Here is a 24,382-nt window from a genome sequence, read left to right on the forward strand (position 1 = left end):
TCACTCCCAGCGGTTGCCGGTGAGCGTCTCGTAGACGTCGACGTAGCGGGCCCGGGTCGCCTCGACCACCTCGGCCGGCATGTCCGGGGCCGGGGCCTGCTTGTTCCAGCCGCTGTCGGTGGCCCAGTTCCGCACGTACTGCTTGTCGTAGGAGAACTGCGTGCGGCCCGGCTGGTACGACCGGGCCGGCCAGAACCGCGACGAGTCCGAGGTGAGCAGCTCGTCGGCGAGGACCAGGGTGCCGTCCGGCGCCCAGCCCAGCTCGATCTTCGTGTCGGCGACCAGAATGCCCCGCTCGGCGGCCAGCTCGGCGCCGCGCCGGTAGATGTCGATGGTGATCTGCCGCAGCCGCTCGGCGGTGGCCTGGCCCACCTTGTCCACCACGTCGGTGAAGGTGATCGGCTCGTCGTGCTCGCCGGCGGGTGCCTTGCTCGACGGGGTGAAGATCGGCTCGGGCAGGATCGACGCCTCACCGAGCCCCCGCGGCAGCGGTACGCCGGAGACCGCCCCGGTGCGCTCGTACTCGCGCAGGCCGCCGCCGGTGAGGTAGCCGCGGGCGACGCACTCGACCGGGACCATCTCCAGCCGGCGGCAGCGGATCGCCCGGCCGGCGAACTCGGCCGGCACGTCGGTGGCCGAGATGACGTGGTTCGGCACCACGTCGGAGAGCTGCTCGAACCACCAGAGCGAGAGCGCGGTGAGCAGGCGCCCCTTGTCCGGGATCGGCGTCGGCAGCGCCACGTCGTAGATCGAGATCCGGTCCGAGGCGACCAGGATCAGGTCGTCGCCGTCGGCGTAGACGTCCCGGACCTTGCCCGAGTGCAGAAGTTCCACGCGGCCAAGTACACCATGTCGCCTGCGTACGCCCGGCAGGGGTGGCCGAGGCCATCGATGCGTACGTCTGTGCGACCCGGCCTGTGGCCGGACGGACGTTGACACCCTCGGGCGGTGCCTGCGTGAATGAGCCGACCGTCCGCCTTCGGCAGGTGACAGGAGTTGCGCGTGCCCGCTGCCCGACCGTCGCTTTCCGGCCCCGGCCCCGATCCGGGCCGGCGGCGGATGCTCGCCGCGCTGCTCGGGGCGCCGGTCCTCGCCACCGCCGGCGGACTCAGCGGGTGCAGCACCGGACCGGTCGCCACCGAGGCCCGCGACGAGCCGGTGGTGCTGTCGGTCTTCTGGTGGGGCAGCGCCAAGCGGGCAGAGCTGACCGAACGGGCGCTGCGCCTCTACAGCGAGCGCAACCCACGGGTCAGCTTCCGGGTCACCTGGCAGGGCGTCGACGGCTACTACGACCGGCTGGCCACCCAGGCCGTCGGCGGCAACCCGCCCGACCTCATCCAGCTGGACGACGGCGTGCTGAGCGAGTACACCCAGCGCGAGATCCTCCTCGACCTCAGCGACCACGTCGCCCAGAGCCGGCTCGACCTGACCGGCCTGCCCGACGGGCTGGTCCGCTACGGCCAGGTCGACGGCCGGACGATGGCCGTGGCCGCCGGGCAGACGGCCGCGGCGGTGGTCTTCAACCGGGACCTGCTGCGCGAACTACGGCTGCCCGAGCCCCGCACCGGGATGTCCTGGGCCCAGTACATCGGCTGGTCCGAGCAGGTCACCCGAGCCAGCCAGGGGCGCGTCGCCGGCACCATGGATCCGTCCGGCGACTACCGGGCGCTCTGGCTCTGGCTACGCGGGCAGAGCGCGGAGCTCTACCGCGGCCGGCAGCTGGGCTTCGGCGCCGGCGAGCTGGTCAGCTGGTTCGACCTGTGGCGGCGGGCGCGCGCCGGACGGGCCACCCCGGCCGCCGCGCTTGTCGAGCAGGCCGACAGCGGCGAGCCGGCCCGGCAGTTGGTGGTCTCCGGGCTCACCGCGGCGTCCTTCGCCTGGTCACACCAGCTGCCCGAGCTGCAACGCCTGACCAAGGCGGAGCTGGGGCTGGCCGGTTTCCCCGGCTCCCCCGCCGCCCAGTGGGCCCGGGCGTCGATGTACTGGGCGGTCTTCCGCGGCAGCCGGCACCCCGACGTGGCGGTCGATGTGATCAACTTTCTGACCAACAACGGCGAGGCGGGCGCCCTCCTCGGCCACGAGCGGGGGCTCAGCCCGAGCCAGGCCGTCCGACGCGCCGTCGAGGGCAGCCTCACCGACCGGGCCCAGCAGCGGGCGGCCGCCCTCGGCACCAGCCTCGGCACGGGCATCGGACCGGCCCCCGTCCCGCCGCCCAAGGGGCACGCCCGGGTCCGCACCCTGCTCGTCGCCGCCGCCGAGAGCGTCCGATCGGGTGGGGTCGGCGCCCGCGCGGCGGCGACCCGGTTCCTCGCCGAGGCCGACGCCGCGCTGACAGGATGACCGACGCCCGCCGCGGGTCAGCGCGGCGGACCGCCGAGGGTCAGCGCGGTGGACCGCCGCGGCGGTTGCGCATCATGCTCAGGAGCAGCAGCACGACCACCACGACCACCACGGCGCAGCAGAGCAGACCGATGAAGCCGAAGCCACCGCGCGACCGGCGCCGGGCCGCCTCCACCACCAGCTCACCGGTGCCGCTCGACGCCCACGCCGCCGCCGGTACGAACACCGCGAGCACCACCGTACTGAGGACCGCGCCGAGCCGGCCCCACCACTTACCGAAAGAAGACATGCCCACATCCTCGCCGAGAAACGCAAGCACGGCAGCACGGTGGACCGTAACGCGCGGGACGGCGGGCGGGTGACAACCCCGAAGCCCAGCGCCGAGGGATGACCGGCGCGAAACGGCCGAGGCCGGACCCTCCTGACGCCGCCCGGCCGGGCGCGTCAGCGGCACGCAGGGTCGTCGAAGTCGGCCTCGTCAGCACGGGTCATCTCGAACGAAGCCGTCGGTGAACCGGATCCGGCGAGCACGCCGTCGGCGGCGAACGTGGTGAAGGACGTCCGGATCCTGAGCAGGTCGGCGTCCCAGTCGCCGTCGAACTCGTTCAGTCGCGGCCCGGACCGCTGAACGTCCGGACGGGTGTGCAGCGAGAAGCGGGTCCCGAGATAGTTGCTCGGGTCCCCCCAGACCTCATACCTCTCGACCTCCGGCCCGTGGCAGACCTTGAAGGCGCCCCGAAGGTCCGGGCAGTCGCCGCAGCGGTCGGTCGCGCTGGGTTGGTCGTCGGCCAGGTGCAGGACGATCCGCCGGTCGTCGCCGGGTCCGTACGGCACGACGCCCTGCCAGTAGCCCGTCAGCGCCGGCTTGCCCGGCAGGGCCAGGGCCCACGGGTTCGCCGCCCAGTGGATCCCGTAGACGGCGCCGACGCCGACGACGATCAGCCCGCTGAACAGGGCGAAGAATCGCACGTGGTTGGGCTTGCGCCGCGATGATCGTCGGACGGCCATCCGAATCTCCTTCGGGTCGGCCCACACCGTACGCGCCACGATCGTCCGCCCGCCGTCCCACCATCGCCGGGAACGGAAGAACCCGGGCCCCATATCGGGACCCGGGTTCTCTTTCGTAGCGGGGACAGGATTTGAACCTGCGACCTCTGGGTTATGAGCCCAGCGAGCTACCGAGCTGCTCCACCCCGCGTCGGTAGCTCTACTCTACCCCACGCCGTTGACCGAGATCCGCAGGCCCACTGATTCGGCCGGATCGGGGTCCGGACGACCGCGATGCCGGACCGGCGGGTGCCCGGCGCCGCAGCGAGACGGCGCCACGGCCGACCGGGATGCCGGCCCCGAAGTCGGGCCTCCGGGCAGCGGGGCCCGGTCGACCGACCGTCGCCCGGAGTGCAGGTCCCGCGCCGTCCCGGTACGGGGGCGCTCCCCGCTGGAGCGCGTGGTGCTCAACACCAGCCGATACCGTGCGTCGACGCCGGTGTTAGGACCCGGTTGCGGTCCACTCTCGACGGCCGGAGGTCGGGTGGTCGACTGGAGTGCTGACGAACCCGCGACCGGTAGCCGCGGCTATTCAAGCGGGGGACCCGGTTCGGGACCAACAGCAACAGCCCGTCCCCGGTAACCGGGAACGGGCTGTTGAACGGTGTTTCTCTCGTAGCGGGGACAGGATTTGAACCTGCGACCTCTGGGTTATGAGCCCAGCGAGCTACCGAGCTGCTCCACCCCGCGTCGGCTGAGTAACCGTAGCGCACCGACCCGGGGCACCGCAAAACGACCTTCCGTCCCACCACCGCCGACCCGGTTGACCTGGGCCGCAGTCAGTCAAGCCATTCCTCGATCGCCCGCACCGCCCGGCGACTGTCGGCGTCGACCTGGGCGCGCTCGGCGGAGGTGTTCTCCCAGCCCTGCTCCCAGAGCACCGTCACCACGTCATCGATGCGCACCGCCCGGACCAACCGGACCTGGTCGTCGCCCGGTTCGCCCATGCCCTCCGGGTACGGCGCCCGCATCTCGAACAGCACCGACTCGTCCCCGTACTCCCCCGGGTCCAGCAGCCGCTGCCGCCAGGTCACCCCGGTCTCGTCGGGCCCCTGCCGGGGGCAGTCGCGGACGGCCTGCCGCAGCTCCCGCAGCACGTCGTCGGCGCGGCCCGGCCGGTAGATGGTGATGCTGTGCATGTAGCTGCCGTCCGCCACGTTCCCCTGTGGCGTGCTCGCCAGCTTGTAGGCCAGGTTGCGGGCGCGGCGCTGCACCACGGCGGACTCGCTGGGATAGCGGGCCGCGCAGAGCGTCGGCAGCAGCGGCGTCGCGAGCGCCGTCTCCAGGCCCGTCCGGTTCGCCGGCGCAAGGACGAAGAAGGCCCGGTCCGGGATCGAGGTGGGCTGGCGGCGGGTCGGCGCGACGCTGGTCGGTGCCGTCGACGGCGCACCACTCGGCGTGCTCGGCACCGGCGTCGAGGCCGACGGCGACGCGGACGGGCGGGGCGCCGGGCTGGTCGGCACCGGGCCGGGGGTGTCGGCGGGCGGCGGCAGCGGCGTGGGACCGTCCGCCGAGAACACCAGCCGACCGCCGGCGGCCACCCCGCCGAGCAGCAGCGCCACCGCGAGTGCGGTCCCGGCGACCCGTACGCGGGCCCGACGGTCGGCGCGCCGCCGGACCAGCTCGGGGTGGGTCAACTCCTGGCGGTCGGCGGTGGCGGTGAGCGACCGGTAGAGGTCGGAGAGTTCAGGTGACATCGTTCGCCTCCAGCTCCACGGTGGAGAGGTCGGGCAGTAGCGCGGCGAGCCGGGCGCGGCCCCGGGACAGCCAGGACTTCACGGTGCCGACGGCGACCCCGGTCTCCCGGGCGATCTCCTCCACCGGCATGTCGAATAGGTAGTGCAGGGCCAGCGCCTGCCGCTGGGCGGTCGGCAGCTGCCGCAGCGCGCGGACGAGCAGCACCCCGTCCTCGCTCGGCGGTGGCGCGGTAGCCGGCGGTCCGGTCCGGCTCAGCACCCCCCGCCAGCGGTGCAGGTGCCGCCACCGGTCGGTCGCCAGCCGGGCGACCACCAGTCGCAGCCACGCCTCCGGCGCCGGGTGGGCCGAAAGCGTCCCCCACTGCCGCCAGGCTCGGGCGTACGCCTCCTGCACGAGATCCTGCGCCTCGGTGTGGTCGCCGGTGACCGCGTAGCCGTAACGCAGCATCCGCCGGGCGGTGCTGCGGTAGAACTCGTCGAAGCTCTGCGCGTCCCTCACGACTGTTCCCCCTCGTCCGCACCCCGTTGCAGTGAGGACGGCGCACCGGTGCCCGAGGTTGCGGGCCGCTCGGCCCCGGTCGGAAGGGCGACAGACGGCCGTGCGGGCCCGGACATGGCGAAGCCCCCGCCGTCGGGACCGGGTGCGGTCCGACGGCGGGGGCTCCGAGAGCTACCCGGGGGCGCGGCGGGTCAGCCGCCCGACCCGGCGGGCGGGCTGCCGCTCGGCGACGCCGGCGGGCTGCCGCTGGGGGCCGGGCTGGTGCTCGCCGCTGGCGTGGCCCGACCCTGAGCCTGCTGGAAGGCGGTGAGCGCCTCGTCCAGCGCCTTGAGCGCCCGCCCGTACCGCTCGAAGTCACCGGACGCCTGGGCGGCCCGGACCTCGCTGATCGCCGCCTGCACCCGGTCCGCCGCGGCGGCCAGTTCGCCGGTCAGCGGCGGCGGGTTGTTGTCGCCTCCGGTGGGGGGCGACGGCGGAGTACCGCCGGTGGTCGGCGGCGGCGCGGTGCCCGGTGTGGCCTTCTTGCCCTGCTCGACGAGCTGCTTGATGCCGTCGGTGATGTTGTCGGCCAGCGCCACGAAGGAGCCGCCGTCACCGTAGGAGAGCAGCACCTTCTGCAGCAGCGGATACGCGTCCTGCTGGTTGCTCTTCACATAGACCGGCTCGACGTAGAGCATCCCGTCGCCGAACGGCAGCGAGAGCAGGTTGCCGTACTGCACCTGGGCCTGGTTCGAGGAGAGCAGGTTCAGTTGCTGCCGGATGTTGGCGTTGTTGGTCATCTGCTGGTGCACCTGCACCGGCCCGGAGATCCGGGTCTGGTCGGGCAGTTCCAGCACCTCCAGCTGTGGCTGCCCGTCGACGTACGAGCCGGTGATCAGCGCGGCCAGGTTCTGCCGGCCGTTCGGGGTGACCGCCGAGGTGAGCTGGAAGCGCGGCCCGTCCTGGCCCGGGAACTCGGTGAAGAGGTAGTACGGCGGCTGCGTCTGCCCACTGTCCGGCGCGTCCGGCACATTGGGGACCTGCCAGAAGTCCTGCGCCGAGTAGAAGTCACCCGGGTTGGTCACGTGGAACTTGGTGAGCAGGTTGCGCTGCACCTTGAACAGGTCGGCCGGGTAGCGGAAGTGCGCGGCCAGGTCGGCCGGGATGTCCTTCTTCGGCAGCACCAGGTCGCCGCCGAACGCCTTGTTCCAGGCCTTCAGCACCGGGTCGGTCTCGTCGAACTCGTAGAGCCGGACGGTGCCGTCGTAGGCGTCGACGGTGGCCTTGACCGAGTTGCGGATGTAGTTGACGTTCTCCCGGGCCAGTTGGAAGGTGCCCCGCCCGGTCAGCTCGTCGGTGGTCTCCTCGCGCAGGTTGACCCGCTCGGCGTACGGGTAGGTCGCCGCGGTGGTGTAGCCGTCGACGATCCACTGCACCCGACCGCCCACCACCGCCGGGTACGGGTCGCCGTCCAGCGTCAGGAACGGCGCGACCTTCTCCACCCGGTCCCGCGGGTTGCGTACGTAGAGCAGCTTCGAGTCCTCGTTGACCGCCCCGGAGAGCAGGAAGTTCGACTCCTGCTCCTTGATCGCGTAGAGCAGCCGGCGGGTGAACGAGCCGATCTCGACGCCACCGGTGCCGGTGTAGGTGTAGGACTCGCCGCCGCCCTCACCGACCGGACGGTCGAACTCGGCCTTCTTCTCCGGGTCCTGCTGGCCGACGATCGCGTAGTCGCCGTCCTCCATCCGCTCGCCGTAGTAGATCCGCGGCTGGGTGGCCGGGATCTGCTCGGTCTGCGAAGAGCACGCCTCCTGGGTCTTCTCGCCGAGGAAGCCGGAGACGAAGAACGGCTGGCCACCGCAGACCACCTGGTTGGCCGGAGCGGCCACCAGACCGTAACCGTGGGTGTACACCGTGTGCCGGTTGATCCAGGTGTTCTGCTGGTCGGTCAGCTCGCCGTAGTTGATCTCGCGGACACCGACCACGTAGTCGGAGGTCTTGCCGTTCACCCCGTACCGGTCGATGTCCAGCTTCGGACCGAAGTCGTAGAACCCACGCACCTGCTGGAGCTGGGTGTACGTCTCGCTGACCAGCTGCGGGTCGAGCAGCCGGACGTTCGGCACCACCGAGGTGTCGGTGGCCAGGCTGGCCGGCGGGGTGAGGTTGCTCGCCGCGTACGGCGTGGTCTTCGTGGCCTGCAGGCTGAACGCCGTCCGGGTCGCGTCGATGCTGCGCTGGATGAAGGGCGCCTCCTTCTCCTTGGCGCTCGGCTTCACCTCGAAGGTCTGCACGGCCCACGGGTAGATGCCGCCGATCGCGACCGCGGAGACGCCGAGCAGGGCGAGCGAGATGCCCGGCCAGACCAGGTTGCGCATCCAGGCGTTGGAGAAGACGAGGATCGCGATCGCCACCACGATGGAGATGTAGGCGAGGATCTCCTTCGCCGGCAGCAGCGCGTTGACGTCGGCGTAGCCGGCGCCGTAGAGCTTGGCGCCCTCGTTGTACTCGAGCAGCATGGCCCGCCGGTCCAGCACGTACGCGACCGCCTTGAGCAGGACGAAGACCGCGACCAGCGTGCTCAGGTGGGCCCGTGCGGCATTGGTCATCCGGTCGCCGACGCCCTGCAGCCGGACCCCGCCGAAGATGTAGTGCACGGCGAGCGCGCCGACCACGGCCAGCACCACCGCGGTGAAGGCGACGCCGAGCAGATAGCGCCAGAACGGCAGCTGGAAGACGTAGAAGCCGACGTCCACCCCGAACTCCGGGTCCTTCACCCCGAAGTCGCCGCCGTTGCGGAAGAGCAGCCACTGGTTCCACCGGCTCTGTGCGGAGAGACCGGCGAAGAGGCCGACGACGCCGGCGACGAGCGTGATCCAGAGGCCGAGTCGCGGGCCGAGCGCCATCCGGTAACGCTCCAGGGTGGCCTGCTCGACCGAGTGCGGACGCAGCCGCGGGCGCATCCGGTGGGCCAGCCAGAGGTTGCCGCCGACGACCACCGCCATGGCGAGGCCGACCGTGAGGAAGAGCAGCAACCGGGTGACGAGCACCCCGGTGAAGACCTCGGTGAAGTTGACCTCGTCGAACCAGAGCCAGTCCGTCCAGGCCTGCACACCCCAGCCGAGCAGGGTGAACAGCACGAACACCCCGACCAGGACGGCGATCGTGACGCGACCGCGCCTACTCATCCTCGGCAGGGGGCTGCCGCTACGCATGACCACTGTTGGCTCCGCACGCTCGATGTGATCGGCTCCGACCAGGCACCCAGAGTACGGGGTGTTCCTGAATGCGGCGGCCCACGGTCACACCGCATCGCCACCCATCGTGTCCGACCCCCTGCCGCAGGTCTCAGCAGCGGGTCGGCTGACCGCCGGCGCGCAGCGTCTCGAGGGCGGTGAGCGCCTCGTCCAGCGAGCCGACCCTGAGCAGGGGCAGGTCCGGCTGCGGGTTGCGAACGGCCTCGGCGCAGTTGTCCGCCGGCACCAGGAAGACCTTCGCCCCGGCGTGCTTCGCGCCGACCAGCTTCTGCGCGATCCCGCCGATCGGGCCGACCTTCCCCTCGTCGTCGATGGTGCCGGTGCCGGCGATCACTGCGCCGCCGGTCAGGTCCGCCGGGGTCAGCTTGTCCACGATGCCGAGCGCGAACATCAGGCCGGCGCTCGGCCCGCCGATGTCCTCCAGGGCGATGCTGAGGTTGAACGGGTGCGGCTGCTGTTGCTCGATCTCGACGCCGATCCGTGGCCGGCCGTCCTGTTCCCGGCTGGTGACCTGGGCGGTCGCCGGCGCACCGACGCGGGTGTAGCCGATGGTCAGCGCGCTGCCGGCCGGCTTGGCCCGGATCAGTTCGGTGAGCCGGGCGGCGACCGGCACCGGCTGGCCGTCGACCGACGTGAGCACGTCGCCGGGCTTGAGCACCCCTGCCGCCGGGCCGTCCGCGGCCACCGTCTTCACCACGACCTGCACCGGGAAGCCCAACTCCCGCAGCGCGGCGGTCTCCGCGCTGGTCTGCGAGGCGGCGAAGTCCTCGGCGTTGCGCTGCTCGACCTGCTCCTGCGACTCACCCGGCGGGTAGATCAGTTCCCGGGGCACCACCGCCTCGTCCTTGGAGAACCAGCCGGCGATGGCCGAGCGGAGCTTGACCGAGGGCTGCACGCCGACCGTGGTGAGCCGCAACTGCCCGGCCGAGGTGGAGGTCGCCCGGCCGCTGACCTGGATGACCTCCTTACCCTTCTCGGTGCCGAGAGTGTTCACCGTCGGCCCGGGGCCGAGCACCACGTACGGGATCGGCGCACCGAGCACACCGATGCTGAGCAGGGCGGTGAACAGGGCACCGAGCAGGACGGTCAGGCCGCGACGTCTCATGCGGCAGAGCGTACCGACCGGGCGGCGCCGCTCCGGCAACCCGCGGGAACGACTTCGCCCTCAGCGCAACGCCAGCGACACGACCTGGGGCGTGGCGCGCGTACCGTAGAGCTCGTGCCTGATATTCCGTTCGGTTTCGCGCTCCCGGGTGGGCAGCCACCAGACCCCAACGACCCGGCGCAGATGCAGCAGTTCATGTCGCAGTTGCAGCACCTGCTCTCCTCGCCGGGCAGCGGGCCGGTCAACTGGGACCTGGCCCGGCAGGTAGCGGCGAGCCAGCTCGCCGCCGCGGGCGACCCGGCGGTCTCGCCCTACGAGCGCAACGCGGTGGAAGAGGCGCTGCGCCTCGCCGACCTGTGGCTCGAACCGGCGTCCGCCCTGCCGTCCGGGATCCAGACCTCGGTGGCCTGGAACCGGAACGAGTGGATCTACAAGACGCTCGACGTCTGGCGGAAGCTCTGCGACCCGGTGGCCAGCCGGATGGTGGGCGCGATGGGCGACCTGGTACCGCCGGAGGCCCGGGCCCAGCTCGGCCCGATGCAGTCGATGGTGGCCACCCTCGGTGGCGCCCTCTTCGGCGGTCAGCTCGGCCAGGCCCTCGGCTCGCTCGCCGCCGAGGTGCTCTCCGCCGGCGACATCGGGCTGCCGCTCGGTCCGGCCGGCACCGCCGCGCTCATTCCGGCCAACATCCGGGCGTACGGCGAGGGCCTGGAGCTGCCGGAGGACGAGGTCCGCCTCTACGTCTCCCTGCGCGAGGCCGCCCACCAGCGGCTGTTCCAGCACGTGCCGTGGCTGCGCGGGCACGTGCTCAGCGCGGTGGAGATGTACGCCTCGGGCATCCGGGTCAACCGGGAGGCGATCGAGGAGGCGATGGGCCGGGTCGACCCGACCGATCCGGAGTCGATGCAGGCGATCGCCCTGGAGGGCATCTTCACCCCGGAGGACACTCCGGCCCAGAAGGCGTCGCTGGCCCGGCTGGAGACCGCGTTGGCGCTGGTCGAGGGGTGGGTCTGCCACGTGGTGGACAGCGCTGCCAGCGACCGGCTGCCCAACGTGGTGCGCCTGGCCGAGGCGTTCCGGCGTCGCCGCGCCGCGGGCGGTCCCGCCGAGCAGACGTTCGCCGCGCTGGTCGGCCTGGAACTGCGTCCGCGCCGGCTGCGCGAGGCGGCGGCGCTCTGGGCCGCGCTCACCGAGCACCGCGGCATCGCCGGCCGGGACGCGCTCTGGGGCCACCCGGATCTGCTCCCCTCCGAGGACGACTTCGCCGATCCGGTGGCCTTCGCGATGGCCCAGCTCGACCTCGGTGAGCTGGAGACCTTCGACTTCACCGCGCCCGGCGGCCCGGAGGAGCAGGCGCCGGGCGAGCCGGAGCGACCGGACGACACCGACGGCGACAGCCGCTCCTGACCCTCCCCCGACCGGCCGGCACCGCTTCCAGGCGGTGCCGGCCGGTTCGCTGTCCCACCGATCAGCCGGCTCCGCGGCTGATCCGCCAGCCAGTCGCCGTCGCGGCTGACCCGCCAGCCAGTCGCCGTCCGGGCAGACCCGCCGACCAGCCGCGAACCGGCGAGATCGGTCCGCCGACCGGCACCGGCTTGTTGTTCGGCGGGTCAGCCCGGTCGGCCGGCGCCGGAGAGCAGGGCGCGGGTGGTCTCCCAGCCCTCCACGGCCGGGTCGAGTGCGGCCAGGTCGACCGGGCCGCGCAGCCGGCGCCACGCCGGGGTGACCGCGAGGTCGCCGGGGCGCGGGGCGGCGGCGCGGACCGTCGCGGGCAGCGACCGGTCCAGGTCGATCACGGGCAACCAGTCGGGTACGGGCAGCCGCGCGGCGACGCCGAGCAGCCCGGGGCCGACTCCCTCGGCCGGCGCGACCGCGACCGGGCGGCTGGTCAGCGGGCGGAGCAGCTTGCCGATGGTGAGCCCGGGCAGGTCAGGCGCGTCGGCGGCGATCACGGCCGCCTGGTCGTACCCGGTCAGCGCCGCGAAGACGGCGTTCGGCGTGGGCTCCGGCACCTCGTAGACGGCCATGTCCGGCCAGGTCACCGCGTCGGCTAGCGACCGGTCGGCCGGGGTGACGGCGACCGCGGTGTCCACCTCGTTCAGCATGGCGAGCAGGTCGACGGTGTCCTCGGCGAGCGCGTGACGCCAACGCCCGGGCTCGATGCCGGGCGGCGCCCACGTCACCGGCCCGAGCAACGCCACCACCACCCGCCGCACCATCCCCCGACCCTAACCCTCTCCGTCGGACCACTGCCGCGCTCACCCTCCCGCGCTCGGCAACCCGGTCACCCCCACGATCAACCTGGGCCAGGCGCTGTGCGTCACTCGGCCAGGGCGGGGACGCAGGCCGCCGCGGCGACGCCCTCCAGGTAGCCGCGGGCCCGCTCCGCGCGGGGGTACTGGCCGACCAGGGCCCAGAACGCGGCGTTGTGACTGGGCACGATGAGATGGGCCAGCTCGTGCAGCAGCACGTAGTCGATCACCCAGTCGGGCATGTCCTGTACCCGGTGCGAGATCCGGATGCTCCGGTCCGCCGGGGTGCAGGAGCCCCAGCGGCCGTTCTGGTTGGTCACCCAGCGGACGCTCGCCGGCACGGCCTGCCGGCCGTATTCGGCGAGGTAGGCGTTGATCAGTCGGTTGGCCCGGCCGAGCAGCTCGGCATCGGAGCGGGCCAGCCGCCCTTCCCGGGCGGCGAGCCGGGCCAGCATCCGGTCGACCCACTCGCTCTCCTCGGCCCGGGAGAACTGGTCGGGAATCAGGACGACGACCCGCTCACCGTCCCGGTAGGCGGACACCGTACGTCGCCGGCGCTGGCTGCGCCGCACCTCGACGACCGGCTTGCGCGCCCCTGCCATCACAGACCCGCGCAGCCTCGATTTGCTGCCACGAGGGAAAGCTACTGCGTAGTGACCAGGGGTCGGAAGGGTCAACCCCGCGACACGCGCCCGGAAGATGGTGATTGGTCGCCAGGAGTCCCGAAAAAATTCTTGGCAGACCAACGCGAAGCGTCACCGTCACCCTTCGTGGCGGTCCAGTCGGCCGTCACCTGGGAGATCTTCGCTTCCTCCCCACGGTAGGTGATCACCCTGCCCGGGTGGCGCCCGGGGCCCCCGGAGGGGGCATCTGGGCCAGTTCGGTCGGCGTGTCCCCGCCAAACTGACTTATCCGACGTTATTCGCCGTGCACACTCTCGTCGTCGGCTTCCTCACAGTGTCGATGCACAGCTGACATGGAACTGCCCAGACCTGGGTAGGGTCCGCGGACCAGCGGTCACGTGCGTGACCGCGGAGATAGACCCAGCGCCGGCGCCCCGTGTGGCCCGCCGCCGGGTAACCCGCCGGGACGGCATCGGCCGGCGGACGAGACGAGGAGGGCACCGTGGCCGACCAGGCCCAGACCTACAACGGTTACTGCGTCAAGTGCAAGGAGAAGCGGGACTTCGAGGGGCGCGTCGAGGTCTCGAAGACCGGAATGAACATGGCCAAGGGCAAGTGTCCGGTGTGCGGCACAACAGTGAACCGCATCCTGGGCAAGGCCAAGGTCTGACCCGGAGCGCGGGTACGGGGGAGGGGTGGCCGTCGGCCACCCCTCCCCCGTAGTCGTCACGGTGGGCCTACTGTCGCCTCCCGGACAGCACACCCAGCGGGCTGTGGATAACCCGCGATGTCCTGTGGACAGCCCTGGACAGAGCCCTCCGCACCTGTGGACAACGATCGACCGAGCGCATTGACTCGGTCACGATTCGTTGTCATGACCCGTGTCGCGCTCCCCCGCCCCACCTTGCTGCCCGGCCTGACCCGGCTCTGGCGGGACCGGCACACGCTCCAGCTCGGCGTCGGTCCGGAGCGGGCCGTCCTGCTCGAGATCGCCAACCCGCGTGCCGCCCGGCTGCTGGACCTGCTCGACGGCACCCGCAGCGAACGCGGCGTGCTGGCGCACCCGGTCGCCACCGACGTGGGCATCGACGAGGTCCGTACCCTGCTCGACACCCTGCGCGCGGCGGGCCTGCTCGTGCCGCGGGACACCCTGCTGCCGCGCGACCTGGCCGGGCCGACCCGGGCCCGGCTCGGCGCCGAGGCCGGCGCGCTCGCCCTCGCCGCCGCGCGGCTGCCCGCCACCCCGGCCCAGGTGCTGCGCCGCCGGCAGGCCGCCCGGGTGCTGGTGACCGGCGCCGGTCGGCCCGGCGCGGCACTGGCGGTGGCGCTCGCCCAGGCCGGTGTGGGCCAGGTCACGCCGGAGCTCGCCGGCCCGGTCCAGCCGGCCGACCTGGTCGGCACCGGCATCCCCGCCGCCGATCTCGGGCGCCCGCTCGCCACCGCGGTACGGGAGGCGATCGACCGGGCCGCCCCCGGCACCGGCGGGCACCGGGGTCACCGCGGCCGGGCCGACCTGGCGGTGCAGCTCGGCACCGACCGGCCGGCGGCCCTGCTTGCCGCCGGGTACGCCCAGCGCCGCCTGGCACACCTGCTGGTCACGCTGCGGGAGGACGTGCCGGTGATCGGCCCCCTGGTCCGCCCTCCGGTCGGGCCCTGCCTGAACTGCGTCGACCTGCACCGCGCCGACCGTGACCCGGACTGGCCCCGGCTCGCCGCCCAGCTCACCGGCGACGGCCCGGCCCCGGCGTGCGCCACCGCCACCCTGCTCGCGGCCGTCGGATTCGCGGTCGCGGAGGCGCTGGCGCACCTCGACGGCGGGGTCCCGGAGACGACCGGTGGAGCCGTGGAGGTCGTCGGCGCCGGCCGGTTTCGCCGCCGGAGCTGGCCGCCGCACCCCGGCTGCGAATGCTCCCGCCGACGGCGCTGAAACCGGTCGCCGTGCTCCGGCCAAACCCGGGTACCGGCCGTCGCGGTGTCCGCCGACGCCCGGTGTCTGCCCGAGCGTCCGGACCAAACGGCAGTCGCCCGGCCGCTCAGCAGCCGCGGGCCGGCCAAGTCGGTAACAATGACCGGGTGACCGACATCCCACGCCGGGCCGTGTCCCGGACCGCCAAGCTCGCCGCACTGCCGCTCGGCTTCGCCGGCCGGACCGTCCTCGGCATGGGAAAGCGCGTCACCGGGCTCGCCTCCGACGTGATCTCCGCGGAGATCCAGCAGCGCACCGCGGAACAGCTCTTCAGCGTCCTCGGCCAGCTCAAGGGCGGCGCGATGAAGTTCGGTCAGGCGCTGTCGGTGTTCGAGGCGGCGCTGCCGGAAGAGATCGCCGCCCCCTACCGGCAGGCCCTGACCAAGCTCCAGGAGGCCGCCCCGCCGCTGCCGGTCGCCAGCGTGCACAAGGTGCTGACCGAGCAGCTCGGCCCCGACTGGCGGGACCGGTTCGTCGAGTTCAACGACACCCCGGCCGCGGCGGCGAGCATCGGGCAGGTGCACCGCGCGGTCTGGCGTGATCCGGGGTACGGCCCGGGGGGCGCGCCGCACCATCGGGACGTGGCAGTCAAGATCCAGTATCCGGGCGCCGGTGAAGCCCTGCTCGCCGACCTGAAGCAGCTCTCCCGGCTGGGCGGGATGTTCCGGGCGATCCAGCCCGGGCTGGACGTCAAGCCGCTCCTGGTGGAGCTGCGGGAGCGGATCACCGAGGAACTCGACTACGAGCTGGAGGCGGAGTCCCAGCGCGCGTTCGCGGCCGCGTACGCCGACGACCCGGAGATCTACATTCCGGCCGTGGTCTCCGCCGCGCCCCGGGTGCTGGTGACCGAGTGGGTGGAGGGGACGCCGCTCGCCGACATCATCCGGGAGGGCACCGAGGCCCAGCGGGACGAGGCGGGCCGGCTGATGGCCATCCTGCACCTCTCCGCGCCGCAGCGGGCCGGCCTGCTGCACGCCGACCCGCACCCGGGCAACTTCCGGCTGCTGCCGGACGGCCGGCTCGGGGTGATCGACTTCGGCGCGGTCGCCCGGATGCCGGAGGGCACGCCGGAGCCGATCGGTCGGATCGCCGCGCTGGCCCTGCGTAACGACGCCGAAGAGGTGGTCGCGGGCCTACGGGCGGAGGGCTTCATCGGCTCCACGGAAGAGATCGACGCCGAGGGGGTGCTCGACTTCATCCGTCCGATGCTGGAGCCCATCTCGGCCGAGGAGTTCCGGTTCACCCGCGCCTGGCTGCGGGGCGAGGCCGCCCGACTGGCCAGCCCCCGCTCCCCCACCTACCAGCTGAGCCGGCAGCTCAACCTGCCCCCGTCGTACCTGCTCATCCACCGGGTGACGCTGGGGTCGATCGGGGTGCTCTGCCAGCTGGAGGCGAAGGCGCCGTACCGGGGCATCCTGGAGCGCTGGCTGCCGGGCTTCGCGCCGGTCGGCTGAGCGCCGGCGCGCGATCGTGAGCTGGGACGCGCGAGGGGCGGGCGGCCGGAGAACCGGCCACCCGCCCCTCGCGGTTCGGTGGGTGTCAGAGAAGGCCCAGGTCGCGCGCCGCCTGCTTGCGGCTGTTCAGCGCGATGGTACGGGCGGATCGGGTTGCCTCAGTGCTCGTGGTGATACGACCGGCCTGAGGCCGGCGCATTCGAGCCCGGGACAACGCTTCGTGGAGTAGTTGCATCTCGATGGCTCCGTTCGGGACGTGCAGCATGGTGTTCTCGCTCGCTACCGGCGTGACGCCGGCGTAGTTGGGACGGATCGGGTTCATGTCAGGCCGCCAACCGGACCGCGTTACGCCCCTGGGACAGCCCACTGGCCGCCAGGCGCGCCTCGGCCTCGACCCGCAGCGCGGCGTCGCGGGCGACGTCCTCCTTGCGCGGACGGCCACGGGGCCGCTTGCGCGGAACGACCGCGCCACGCTCGAAGATCTCGCCGCCCCAGACGCCCCAGGGCTCGGCCCGCTCCACCGCACCGGCGAGGCACTCGACGCGCAGCGGGCAGTCCCCGCAGAGCGACTTGGCCAGCTCGAGCTCGGCAGGCGAGTCGGAGAACCACAGGTCGGGGTCGAACTTCCGGCAGGGCAGGTTCGCCTCCAGCTCGACGCTCACCTCGAGTGGGGCCAACGCCAGACTCATCGCCCGGTCACCTCTCTCTCACTTCGATCTTGTGGATCGCTACTTCCGACTACTTCGGGGCAAAAAACTGAGGCCGCGGATCCCGGTAAGCGGGTTCCGCGGCCTCGAGGTGAGCCGGTGGTCTGTGATCAGACCGGTCTACCTCGAGGTGGAACGCCGCGGACATCCATGCGCTTCTTGGCGACATTGATGCCCATGCCCGTGGAGCCACTGGTGCCCTCGACTCCGACCGGTGCGACGGTCAGGTTCAGCTCGGCCTGAACCTGGACCTGGTGCACCTGCGGAACCGACGGTCGTGCGGCGGCAAGGGCCACCCGGACAGCCGACAGCGGAGCGCAGGCAGCTGGCATCGCCGCCGGACGCTCATAGGTGAAGATCTCCACGGGTGCCACCTCCCTCACGTTCCTCGTATCGACTGGGTCTCGCCCCCCGTGAGCAGCCGGAATGGCGCTGCTCGCGAGGTGTGTCCTGAGGCTATTCCTCGCCACGGGGCGAGGGCAAACGAATTTACGACGAGATTTCGAAAGTTTTCTCCGGGCAGACGTCGTCGACCGTCGCGCCGCCCACGAGGGCCAACACCGACTCGCCGTAGAGCCCGAGTTTGCGGGGCCCGATTCCGGCGATGGCGATCAGTTCCTCCGCGCGCCGGGGCCGCCGCTCGGCGAGCGCGGTGAGCGTGGCGTCGGTGAAGACCACGTAGGCGGGGACCTTCTGCGCGCCGGCCACCCGCTGCCGCCAGTCGCACAGCCGCGCGTGCAACTCCTCGTCCAGGTCGGACGGGCAGGTCGCGCAGCGGCCGAGCTTGCGATCCGGGCCGGCGAGCAGGGTCGCGCCGCAGATCCGGCAGGAGACGATCTGGGTACGGCGGCGCTCCGGCCGGCCGGCGGGGCCCGTGCCGCGGGCCCGCTCGACGCCGCCGGAGCGGTCCAGCTGGGGCAGGAAGCGCGACGGCCGTCGGGCCCGCCCGCCCGGTGAACGCGCCGCGGCGTACGACATCCAGAGCCACTCCCGGGCTCTGGTGATGCCGACGTAGAGCAGGCGGCGCTCCTCCTCGACCTGCTCGACGGTCTTCGCGTAGGTGGTGGGCAGGGTGCCCTCGGAGAGCCCGACCAGGAAGACCGCGTCCCACTCCAACCCCTTGGCCGAGTGCAGCGAAGCGAGCGTCACCCCCTCCACCGTCGGTACGTGCTGCTGGCTGGCCCGGTGGTGCAGTTCGTCGGTGAAGCCGGCCAGGGTCACCGGGCGCTCCACCGACGCCGCCTCGCCGATCGGGAGCACCTCGGGCGTGGCCGCGTACTCCTCGGCGAGCTGCACCAGCGCGGCGAGCGCCTCCCAGCGTTCCCGGGCGGCGCCACCGGCCGGGGGCGTGTCCGGCGCCCAACCGACCGCGGCGAGGGCCTCAACCACGGCGGTCGGCAGCGGGGTCTCGCCCGGGATCGAGCGGGTGGCGGCGCGCAGCGCGATCATCGCCTGGCGCACCTCGGCGCGCTCGAAGAACCGCTCCGCCCCCTGCACCACGTACGGCACCTCGGCCTCGGTGAGCGCCTTTTCGTACGCCTCGGACTGGGCGTTGGTGCGGAACAGCACGGCGATCTCCCGGGCCGGGGTGCCGGCCTCGACGAGCGACCGGGCGCGCGCGGCCACCGCGCTCGCCTCGGCCGGCTCGTCGGTGAAGATGCGCAGCTCGGGCTCGGGGCCGGGCGGGCGCTGCCCGCTCAGCTCCAGCCGCAGTCGGGCCTCCGCGCCCCGGGCCTGGGAGATCACCGCGTTGGCCAGCCCGACCACCTGCGGGGTGGACCGGTAGTCGCGGACCAGCCGGACCACCACCGCGTTGCGGTGCCGGCGCGGGAAGTCGACCAGGTAGGACGAGGTGGCCCCGGTGAAGGAGTAGATGGTCTGGCTGGCGTCGCCGACCACGGTCAGGTCGTCCCGGCCACCGAGCCAGGCGTCCAACAGCCGCTGCTGCAGCGGGTTGACGTCTTGGTACTCGTCGACCACGAAGTGCCGGTACTGCGCGCGCACCTGCTCGGCGACGTCGGCGTGCTCCTCGATCCCCCAGACCGCGGCGCGCAGCATGTCCTCGAAGTCGATCACCCCGTTGCCGCGCTTGATCTTCTCGTACGCGGCGAACACCTCGGCGACCTTTGCCGGCTCGTGCGGGGTGTCGCGCAGCCCTTTCGCCGCCGCGACCACGTACTCCCCCGGCTCGACCAGGGACGACTTGGCCCACTCGATCTCGCCGGCCAGGTCGCGCGCGGCGGCCCGGTCGGTGCGCAGGCCGACCCGGGCGGCGGCGAGCGTCACCAGCCGGACCTTGCTGTCCAGCAGCTCGGGCATGGCCCGGCCGTCGAGCAGCCGGGGCGCGAAGTAGCGCACCTGCCGCAGCGCCGCCGCATGGAAGGTGCGTGCCTGGACGCCGGCAGCCCCGAGCTGGGTGAGCCGGTGCCGCATTTCGGCGGCGGCCCGGGCGGTGAAGGTGACCGCGAGCACATGCCGGGCGGAGATCTCCCCGCTGAGGGCCCGGTAGGCGATCCGGGAGGTGATGGCCCGGGTCTTACCGGTGCCGGCGCCGGCCAGGACGCAGACCGGGCCGGCGGGCGCGGTCACCGCGCTGCGCTGCTCGGGATCCAGCCCGGCGAGCACCCGCTCGGACGCTGAGTGAACCACCACAGCCAGGAATTCTCGCAGCCGCCCCGGACGTTGCAGCGATTAGCCTCGGCTTGATCGGCAAGCCACCGGGCGGAGCAGTTGGAGGATCTGACCATGCTGACGATGTATTCGACCTCGTGGTGCGGCTACTGCCACCGGCTGAAGTCGCAGCTCGACCGGGAGGGCATCGGGTACGAGGTGGTCGACATCGAGCAGAACCCGGAGGCCGCGGACTTCGTGATGGGCGTCAACGGCGGCAACCAGACCGTGCCGACCCTGCGCTTCGCCGACGGCAGCTCGCTCACCAACCCGTCGATCACGCAGGTCAAGCAGCACCTCGCCAGCATCGCCGCCTGACCCGCACCCCAACGCGAGGGTGGTCGTCCCCCCGGACGGCCACCCTTTCCGTGTCTGCCGGGCCCCGCCCGGAGCGTTGATCATGAAGTTATCGCCCGCGGCGCCGGCGTGTCGCGGCGAGAACCTCATGATCGACGGGCGTGGGAGGGCGGCGGGGGGCCGGGATGTGGGGAGTGGGTGGGGGTGGGGGTGGGGCGCTCAGGTGGCGGCCGCGCCAGAGGTAGCCCCCGGCGAGCAGGGTGGCCAGGCCGATCAGCAGGAAGAGCAGTCGGTAGTCGAGCACGCCGACCAGCAGCGCGCCGGCGCCGATCGAGACCGCCTGCGGTCCGCTGATCACCGCCTCCGCGGCGGCCGTGACCCGGCCGAGCAGGCGGGGCGGGGTCCGGCGCTGGACGAGCGTGTTCAGCCCGACCATGGTGAGCGGCAGCGAGACGCCGGCCAGCAGCACGGCCACTATCCCCAGCCGCAGATCGGGGTACGCCAGCATCGACGCGGCCGGCGCGAAGAAGGCGACGCCGACGGCGAGCGTGCCCACCTCGCCGAGGCGGCGGACCGCCCCGGCCGAGCAGAGCCCGCCGACCAGCCCGCCGATCCCCTGCACGGTGACCAGCACGCCGACGAACGCGGCGTCGCGGCGCAGCCCGTGGTCGACGTACGCGAAGATCAGCGACTCGGTGAAGCCCATCACCAGCGAGCCGAAGCCGTAGCCGAGCAGCGCTCGGCGCAACGCCGGCTCGCCGGCGAGGTGCCGCAGGCCGGCGCCGAGCTCGGCGGTCCAGCGCGGCCCGGCCCGGGGCGGCGCCGGCTGCGTCGTGCGCAGCGCGGCCACCACGACGGCGGCTGACAGGAATCCGACCATGCCGATCGCGGCCAACATCCCGCCGCCGACCGCCGCGTAGAGCCCGGCGCCGGCCAGCGGACCGATCAACCGCAGCCCCTGGCGCACGGTCTGCAGCACGCCGTTCGCCTCGGCGAGCAGCTCGACCGGCACCAGCTCACGGATCAGCCCGTTGAGTGCGGCGCTGAGGGTCAGGTAGGAGAGCCCGTAGAGGGCGGCCACCGCGTAGATGATCCACACGTCGGTCCGGTCCCGCACCAGGAACAGCGGCATCAACAGGACCGCGGTCACCAGGTTGGCCACCACGAAGAACGGCCGGCGCGGGTAGCGGTCGACGAACCAGCCGATCAGCGGCGCCAGGGTCATCGGCGCGATGATCGCGAAGATGGTGCCGCCGGCCATGCCGTTCGACCCGGTCAGGTCCTTCACCCAGATGGCGAGCGCGAGCAGGAGGATCGACTCCGCGGTCATGCTGGCCAGCAGCCCGCCGAAGAGCAGGCGGAACTCGGGTCGGCGCAGGACGGTGCGCATGGATCCTCCGGCTTGCGGTGGTGCGCCCGGGGGCGGGCGCGGTCGGGGTGGCGCGTGCCTCGCGGCCCGGTTCGTGCGAGGCCACAGAGTCCACGGTCCTCTTTTCTGCAAGACACGCCCTCGCCGGAACGTCCGACGCCGGTCGCGCCGTCCATACTGACGGTGGGGGGCGAATTTCATACAGTTACCGTCGCGTCTGCGGCGGCCGACGGGAAAGAGGTCGTCGTGCCTCCTGCCTCACCCAGCCCGATCCTGCGCCGTCGCAGGTTGGGCACCGAGCTGCGCCGGCTGCGCGAAGCCGCGGGCCTCACCGGGGACCAGGTCATCGAGCGGATCGGCTGGGCATCCGCGTCCAAATTGTCCCGGTTGGAGAACGGCCGCAGCCGGCCCGACCCGGAGGACGTGCGGGACCTGCTCGACCTCTACGGCGCCGACGAGGCGCTCCGCGGCGAACTGCTCGGCATCACCCAGGAGGCCGGCGACATCCGTGGCTGGCTGAAGAACTTTCCGGTGATGACCCAGCAGCAACGCAGCTGGGCCGAGCTCGAGGCGGGCTGTGCCGAGATCTCCGAGTACAACCCGGTGCTGGTGCCCGGGCTGTTGCAGACCCCCGGCTACGCCCGGGTGCGGATCGTCTCGGCCCGCCAGGTCGGGGCGGGCGCCGGCGACCCGGAGCCCACCGACGAGCCGGAGACCGAGGTGCAGGCCCGGCTGGCACGGCAGTCGTTGCTGACCCGGGCCCCCGACGCGCCGCGCTACACGGCGGTGCTGGAAGAGGCGGCGCTGGGCCACCGCGCCGGCCCGCCCGACGTGCTCCACGAGCAGTTGGTCCAGCTCTGCGAGCTGGCGCTGCTGCCCAACGTCACCCTGCACGTGCTGCTCCGCGACGCGCCGATCGGCGATTTCTACCTCCCACCGACCGCGTTCTCGCTCTATCGGTTCGCCGATCCCCTCGATCCGGAGACGGTCGCCATCGAAGGGGGGTTCACCGACGTCATGTCGACCGAGGCAAACGCCCTAAATCGCTATAAAGTGGTGTTCGAGTGGCTATGCACGGCGGCACTTCCCGCCTCGGACACCCTCTCCTGGCTGATCGAGGCGACGGGACGGCTGACCGAGGCGGGAGGCCCGTCCACAGTGGCGTACGGGCCGGCAACGGCGCCAGCCCAGCGCCGCCGCTATTCGGGGCGGCTGACGGAACGGTGATCCACGGGGGACCCTCCGTTTCGCGTGCGACACCACTCGTCCCATCGGAGCGGTTCGAATGGAGCAGAACCATGAACGAGATCCGCAACACGCCGTCCGTCACCGGCCAGACCCTGGCGGACGCCCCGTGGCGTAAGAGCACCCGCAGTCAGACCTCCAACTGCGTGGAGGTCGCGCCGCTCGGCAGCGGGCCGTCGGCTGTCGCGCTGCGGGACAGCAAGGACCAGGGCGGCCCGGTGCTGCTGTTCAACCGGGCCGGGTGGCTGGGCTTCATCACCGGTGCGAAGAAGGGACAGTTCGATCTGGACTGACCCACCGAGAGGCACGGGGCCGTCGGCACGATGCCGGCGGCCCCGTCGCATGTGGGCCCCGGTACCCCCGCTGATCAGGCATCCGCTGATCGGACGAGGCTCCACACCGATAGTCGTGTTTCAGTTGCCGAGATGAACACGCGGCGTAACATGGCCACAGAGTGACGTGGAACTTCCACACCGGCTCATCAGTCGCGGTTCATCGGAGACCCTCATGCGGTTCCTGATCGTTCGCACCGACATCCGCTCCGTCGCCGACGGAGACATCGCCGCCGCCTGGGCCGGCGGTCATCGGCTGCGGGACGAGACCACCGCGCCGGAGCCGCGCCGGCAGATCGTGCACGCCGAGGACCGGGACGCCGCGCTGATCCTGGCCCGGGCCCTCGCCACGGTGGGCGCGGTCCGCGCCGGACGGCAGCGGGTCAAGGTACTGCCACTGAACGAGCCCGGGTCCGGCCGCTGGCACCGACCGGATCGCACCGCCACCTGAGAGACGTCCGTCGTGGCCGGACCGGCTCCCCCGCCGTGTTCCTCGCCCACCGACCACGACGGCCCGTGTTCCCGGCCTGTGACCGCCGCGGCAACGACGGTCACAGGCCGGGACCGTGTCCAGCTCCGTCCGGCGGCTCCAGCCAGCCGTCCAACCAGCGGTGGATCAGGAACAACGCGATCGAGGACGGTGGCGGGAGCAGCAGCCGGGCACCGCCGCCGACGTCCACCGTCCGCCCGGCCAGCGCCGCGCCGATCTCCTGGCGGGAGAACCACCGGGCGTACGCGATCTCGGTGGGGTCGATCTGCACCGGATGCTCCGGATCGGCCGTGGCGAGAAAGCCCAGCATCAGCGAGCCCGGGAACGGCCACGCCTGGCTCCCCACGTACGTGATCCGCTCGACCCCGACGCCGACCTCCTCGCAGACCTCGCGCAGCACCGCGGCCTCGGCCGACTCGCCCGGCTCGACGTAACCGGCCAGGCAGGAGAAGCGGCGCTCGCCGGCGGTGCCCGGCCAGGCGGCGTTGTTGCCCAGCAGGCACCGCCCGTCCGGGCCGGGCATCCCGTCGTGCACCAGCACGATCATCGCCGGATCGGTACGCGGCCAGATCCGCACGCCGTTGCGGTCGATCCGTGACCAGCCGGCCTCGTCCATCTCGGTCGGCGCGCCGCTCGCCGACGAGTAGCCGTGCCGCAGGTGCCAGTTGAGCAGCGCCAGCGCGGTGGTGAAGAGGCCGGCGTCCCGGTCGCTGAGCAGGTGGCCCACGTCGCGCAGGCCGACGGCACGAGTGCCGGGCAGCGCCGGCAGCGGGACGTCCACGGCGAAGACCGGGACCCCGTCCGGCTCGATCCCGAGGAACATCGCGCTGGCCTCGCTGCCCGGTGGCAGCTCCCCCGCGCCCAGCAGCACCACCGGGGGCGGAGTTCCCTCGGTGCGGATCAGGGTGCGGCCCTCCGCGGTGGAGTCCAGCACCAGCACCCGACCCCGCAACCACGCCTCGGCCAACCAGGCCGGGTCGGTCCGGCGGTGCGCGGCCCGGTCCAGCGTGGAGCGGGCCAGCGGCGGCGCGATCTCCCCGCTCATGCCGACCCGTC

24 protein-coding genes and 2 tRNA genes are annotated in these 24,382 nt (G+C 72.6%); 9 read left to right on the forward strand and 17 right to left on the reverse strand.

What is annotated here, in order from left to right; genetic code table 11:
* Positions 1-834 (reverse strand): phosphoribosylaminoimidazolesuccinocarboxamide synthase, encoded by an 834-nt coding sequence (locus tag ACIP9D_RS15335; protein WP_350871609.1) that lies wholly within the window; start codon positions 832-834, stop codon positions 1-3.
* 168 nt (positions 835-1,002) lie between these two features.
* On the opposite strand from ACIP9D_RS15335, the gene ACIP9D_RS15340 reads away from it, so the two are divergent.
* Complete coding sequence (locus ACIP9D_RS15340) at positions 1,003-2,340, forward strand: ABC transporter substrate-binding protein (RefSeq protein ID WP_350871607.1); 1,338 nt, start codon at positions 1,003-1,005, stop codon at positions 2,338-2,340.
* 40 nt (positions 2,341-2,380) lie between these two features.
* On the opposite strand, the gene ACIP9D_RS15345 is transcribed toward ACIP9D_RS15340, so the two are convergent.
* The 8 genes from ACIP9D_RS15345 to ACIP9D_RS15380 all read right to left on the reverse strand — a co-directional run bounded on the left by ACIP9D_RS15345 (position 2,381) and on the right by ACIP9D_RS15380 (position 9,921).
* A complete protein-coding gene (locus ACIP9D_RS15345) occupies positions 2,381-2,629 on the reverse strand; it encodes a hypothetical protein (RefSeq protein ID WP_350871605.1) in 249 nt (82 codons plus the stop codon).
* A gap of 155 nt (positions 2,630-2,784) precedes the next feature.
* Positions 2,785-3,348 carry a hypothetical protein gene (locus ACIP9D_RS15350; RefSeq protein ID WP_350871604.1) on the reverse strand — a complete coding sequence of 188 codons (564 nt, stop codon included), beginning with the start codon at positions 3,346-3,348 and terminating at the stop codon, positions 2,785-2,787.
* A gap of 116 nt (positions 3,349-3,464) precedes the next feature.
* Positions 3,465-3,538 (reverse strand) — tRNA-Met (locus tag ACIP9D_RS15355).
* 465 nt (positions 3,539-4,003) lie between these two features.
* A tRNA-Met gene (locus ACIP9D_RS15360) sits at positions 4,004-4,077 on the reverse strand.
* Between the two features lie 89 nt (positions 4,078-4,166).
* Positions 4,167-5,084: a hypothetical protein gene (locus ACIP9D_RS15365; RefSeq protein WP_350871603.1), complete on the reverse strand. Its 918-nt coding sequence runs from the start codon at positions 5,082-5,084 to the stop codon at positions 4,167-4,169.
* Positions 5,074-5,583 (reverse strand): SigE family RNA polymerase sigma factor, encoded by a 510-nt coding sequence (locus tag ACIP9D_RS15370; protein WP_350871601.1) that lies wholly within the window; start codon positions 5,581-5,583, stop codon positions 5,074-5,076. The genes ACIP9D_RS15365 and ACIP9D_RS15370 overlap by 11 nt, the downstream gene beginning before the upstream one ends.
* Before the next feature lie 191 nt (positions 5,584-5,774).
* Positions 5,775-8,780 (reverse strand): UPF0182 family protein, encoded by a 3,006-nt coding sequence (locus ACIP9D_RS15375; RefSeq protein ID WP_350871600.1) that lies wholly within the window; start codon positions 8,778-8,780, stop codon positions 5,775-5,777.
* A 127-nt stretch (positions 8,781-8,907) separates the two neighbouring features.
* On the reverse strand, positions 8,908-9,921 hold the full coding sequence (locus tag ACIP9D_RS15380; protein WP_350871598.1) for a PDZ domain-containing protein: 1,014 nt from the start codon (positions 9,919-9,921) through the stop codon (positions 8,908-8,910).
* A gap of 114 nt (positions 9,922-10,035) precedes the next feature.
* Between ACIP9D_RS15380 and ACIP9D_RS15385 the strand changes: the two genes are divergently transcribed.
* On the forward strand, positions 10,036-11,328 hold the full coding sequence (locus ACIP9D_RS15385; RefSeq protein ID WP_350871597.1) for a zinc-dependent metalloprotease: 1,293 nt from the start codon (positions 10,036-10,038) through the stop codon (positions 11,326-11,328).
* Positions 11,329-11,531: 203 nt separating this feature from the next.
* Here the strand turns inward: ACIP9D_RS15385 and ACIP9D_RS15390 are convergent, their stop codons facing one another.
* The gene (locus tag ACIP9D_RS15390; protein ID WP_350871596.1) at positions 11,532-12,140 is read right to left on the reverse strand and encodes a hypothetical protein; all 609 of its coding nucleotides are present in this window, start codon (positions 12,138-12,140) and stop codon (positions 11,532-11,534) included.
* A 101-nt stretch (positions 12,141-12,241) separates the two neighbouring features.
* Complete coding sequence (locus tag ACIP9D_RS15395) at positions 12,242-12,775, reverse strand: M48 family metallopeptidase (RefSeq protein ID WP_350871595.1); 534 nt, start codon at positions 12,773-12,775, stop codon at positions 12,242-12,244.
* 523 nt (positions 12,776-13,298) lie between these two features.
* Here ACIP9D_RS15395 and ACIP9D_RS15400 point away from each other — a divergent pair.
* From ACIP9D_RS15400 to ACIP9D_RS15410, 3 genes are all read left to right on the forward strand, one after another.
* A complete protein-coding gene (locus ACIP9D_RS15400; protein ID WP_012014940.1) occupies positions 13,299-13,466 on the forward strand; it encodes a DUF5679 domain-containing protein in 168 nt (55 codons plus the stop codon).
* Between the two features lie 204 nt (positions 13,467-13,670).
* The gene (locus tag ACIP9D_RS15405) at positions 13,671-14,723 is read left to right on the forward strand and encodes a TOMM precursor leader peptide-binding protein (RefSeq protein WP_350871594.1); all 1,053 of its coding nucleotides are present in this window, start codon (positions 13,671-13,673) and stop codon (positions 14,721-14,723) included.
* A 146-nt stretch (positions 14,724-14,869) separates the two neighbouring features.
* Positions 14,870-16,216, forward strand: a complete 1,347-nt coding sequence (locus ACIP9D_RS15410) for an AarF/ABC1/UbiB kinase family protein (protein ID WP_350871593.1) — start codon at positions 14,870-14,872, stop codon at positions 16,214-16,216.
* 85 nt (positions 16,217-16,301) lie between these two features.
* On the opposite strand, the gene ACIP9D_RS15415 is transcribed toward ACIP9D_RS15410, so the two are convergent.
* From ACIP9D_RS15415 to ACIP9D_RS15430, 4 genes are all read right to left on the reverse strand, one after another.
* A complete protein-coding gene (locus ACIP9D_RS15415; RefSeq protein ID WP_350871591.1) occupies positions 16,302-16,538 on the reverse strand; it encodes a hypothetical protein in 237 nt (78 codons plus the stop codon).
* Position 16,539: 1 nt separating this feature from the next.
* Entirely contained in the window at positions 16,540-16,905 is a 366-nt protein-coding gene (locus ACIP9D_RS15420) for a WhiB family transcriptional regulator (protein WP_350871589.1), read from the reverse strand.
* A 128-nt stretch (positions 16,906-17,033) separates the two neighbouring features.
* Positions 17,034-17,288, reverse strand: a complete 255-nt coding sequence (locus ACIP9D_RS15425) for a hypothetical protein (protein ID WP_350871588.1) — start codon at positions 17,286-17,288, stop codon at positions 17,034-17,036.
* Positions 17,289-17,412: 124 nt separating this feature from the next.
* The gene (locus ACIP9D_RS15430; RefSeq protein ID WP_350871586.1) at positions 17,413-19,575 is read right to left on the reverse strand and encodes an ATP-dependent DNA helicase UvrD2; all 2,163 of its coding nucleotides are present in this window, start codon (positions 19,573-19,575) and stop codon (positions 17,413-17,415) included.
* A gap of 93 nt (positions 19,576-19,668) precedes the next feature.
* On the opposite strand from ACIP9D_RS15430, the gene ACIP9D_RS15435 reads away from it, so the two are divergent.
* On the forward strand, positions 19,669-19,911 hold the full coding sequence (locus ACIP9D_RS15435; protein ID WP_350871584.1) for a mycoredoxin: 243 nt from the start codon (positions 19,669-19,671) through the stop codon (positions 19,909-19,911).
* A gap of 88 nt (positions 19,912-19,999) precedes the next feature.
* On the opposite strand, the gene ACIP9D_RS15440 is transcribed toward ACIP9D_RS15435, so the two are convergent.
* Positions 20,000-21,280: an MFS transporter gene (locus tag ACIP9D_RS15440; RefSeq protein ID WP_350871582.1), complete on the reverse strand. Its 1,281-nt coding sequence runs from the start codon at positions 21,278-21,280 to the stop codon at positions 20,000-20,002.
* A gap of 225 nt (positions 21,281-21,505) precedes the next feature.
* On the opposite strand from ACIP9D_RS15440, the gene ACIP9D_RS15445 reads away from it, so the two are divergent.
* The 3 genes from ACIP9D_RS15445 (at position 21,506) to ACIP9D_RS15455 (ending at position 23,287) form a co-directional block, all read left to right on the forward strand.
* Positions 21,506-22,486 (forward strand): helix-turn-helix transcriptional regulator, encoded by a 981-nt coding sequence (locus tag ACIP9D_RS15445; RefSeq protein WP_350871581.1) that lies wholly within the window; start codon positions 21,506-21,508, stop codon positions 22,484-22,486.
* Positions 22,487-22,557: 71 nt separating this feature from the next.
* Positions 22,558-22,797: a DUF397 domain-containing protein gene (locus ACIP9D_RS15450; protein ID WP_350871579.1), complete on the forward strand. Its 240-nt coding sequence runs from the start codon at positions 22,558-22,560 to the stop codon at positions 22,795-22,797.
* Positions 22,798-23,011: 214 nt separating this feature from the next.
* Complete coding sequence (locus ACIP9D_RS15455) at positions 23,012-23,287, forward strand: hypothetical protein (RefSeq protein ID WP_350871577.1); 276 nt, start codon at positions 23,012-23,014, stop codon at positions 23,285-23,287.
* A 100-nt stretch (positions 23,288-23,387) separates the two neighbouring features.
* Here the strand turns inward: ACIP9D_RS15455 and nudC are convergent, their stop codons facing one another.
* Complete coding sequence (gene nudC, locus ACIP9D_RS15460) at positions 23,388-24,371, reverse strand: NAD(+) diphosphatase (protein ID WP_350871576.1); 984 nt, start codon at positions 24,369-24,371, stop codon at positions 23,388-23,390.
* Positions 24,372-24,382 lie beyond the last annotated feature (11 nt).

The sequence above is a fragment of the Micromonospora sp. NPDC093243 genome (genome assembly GCF_044753725.1).
Lineage (GTDB): Bacteria > Actinomycetota > Actinomycetes > Mycobacteriales > Micromonosporaceae > Micromonospora.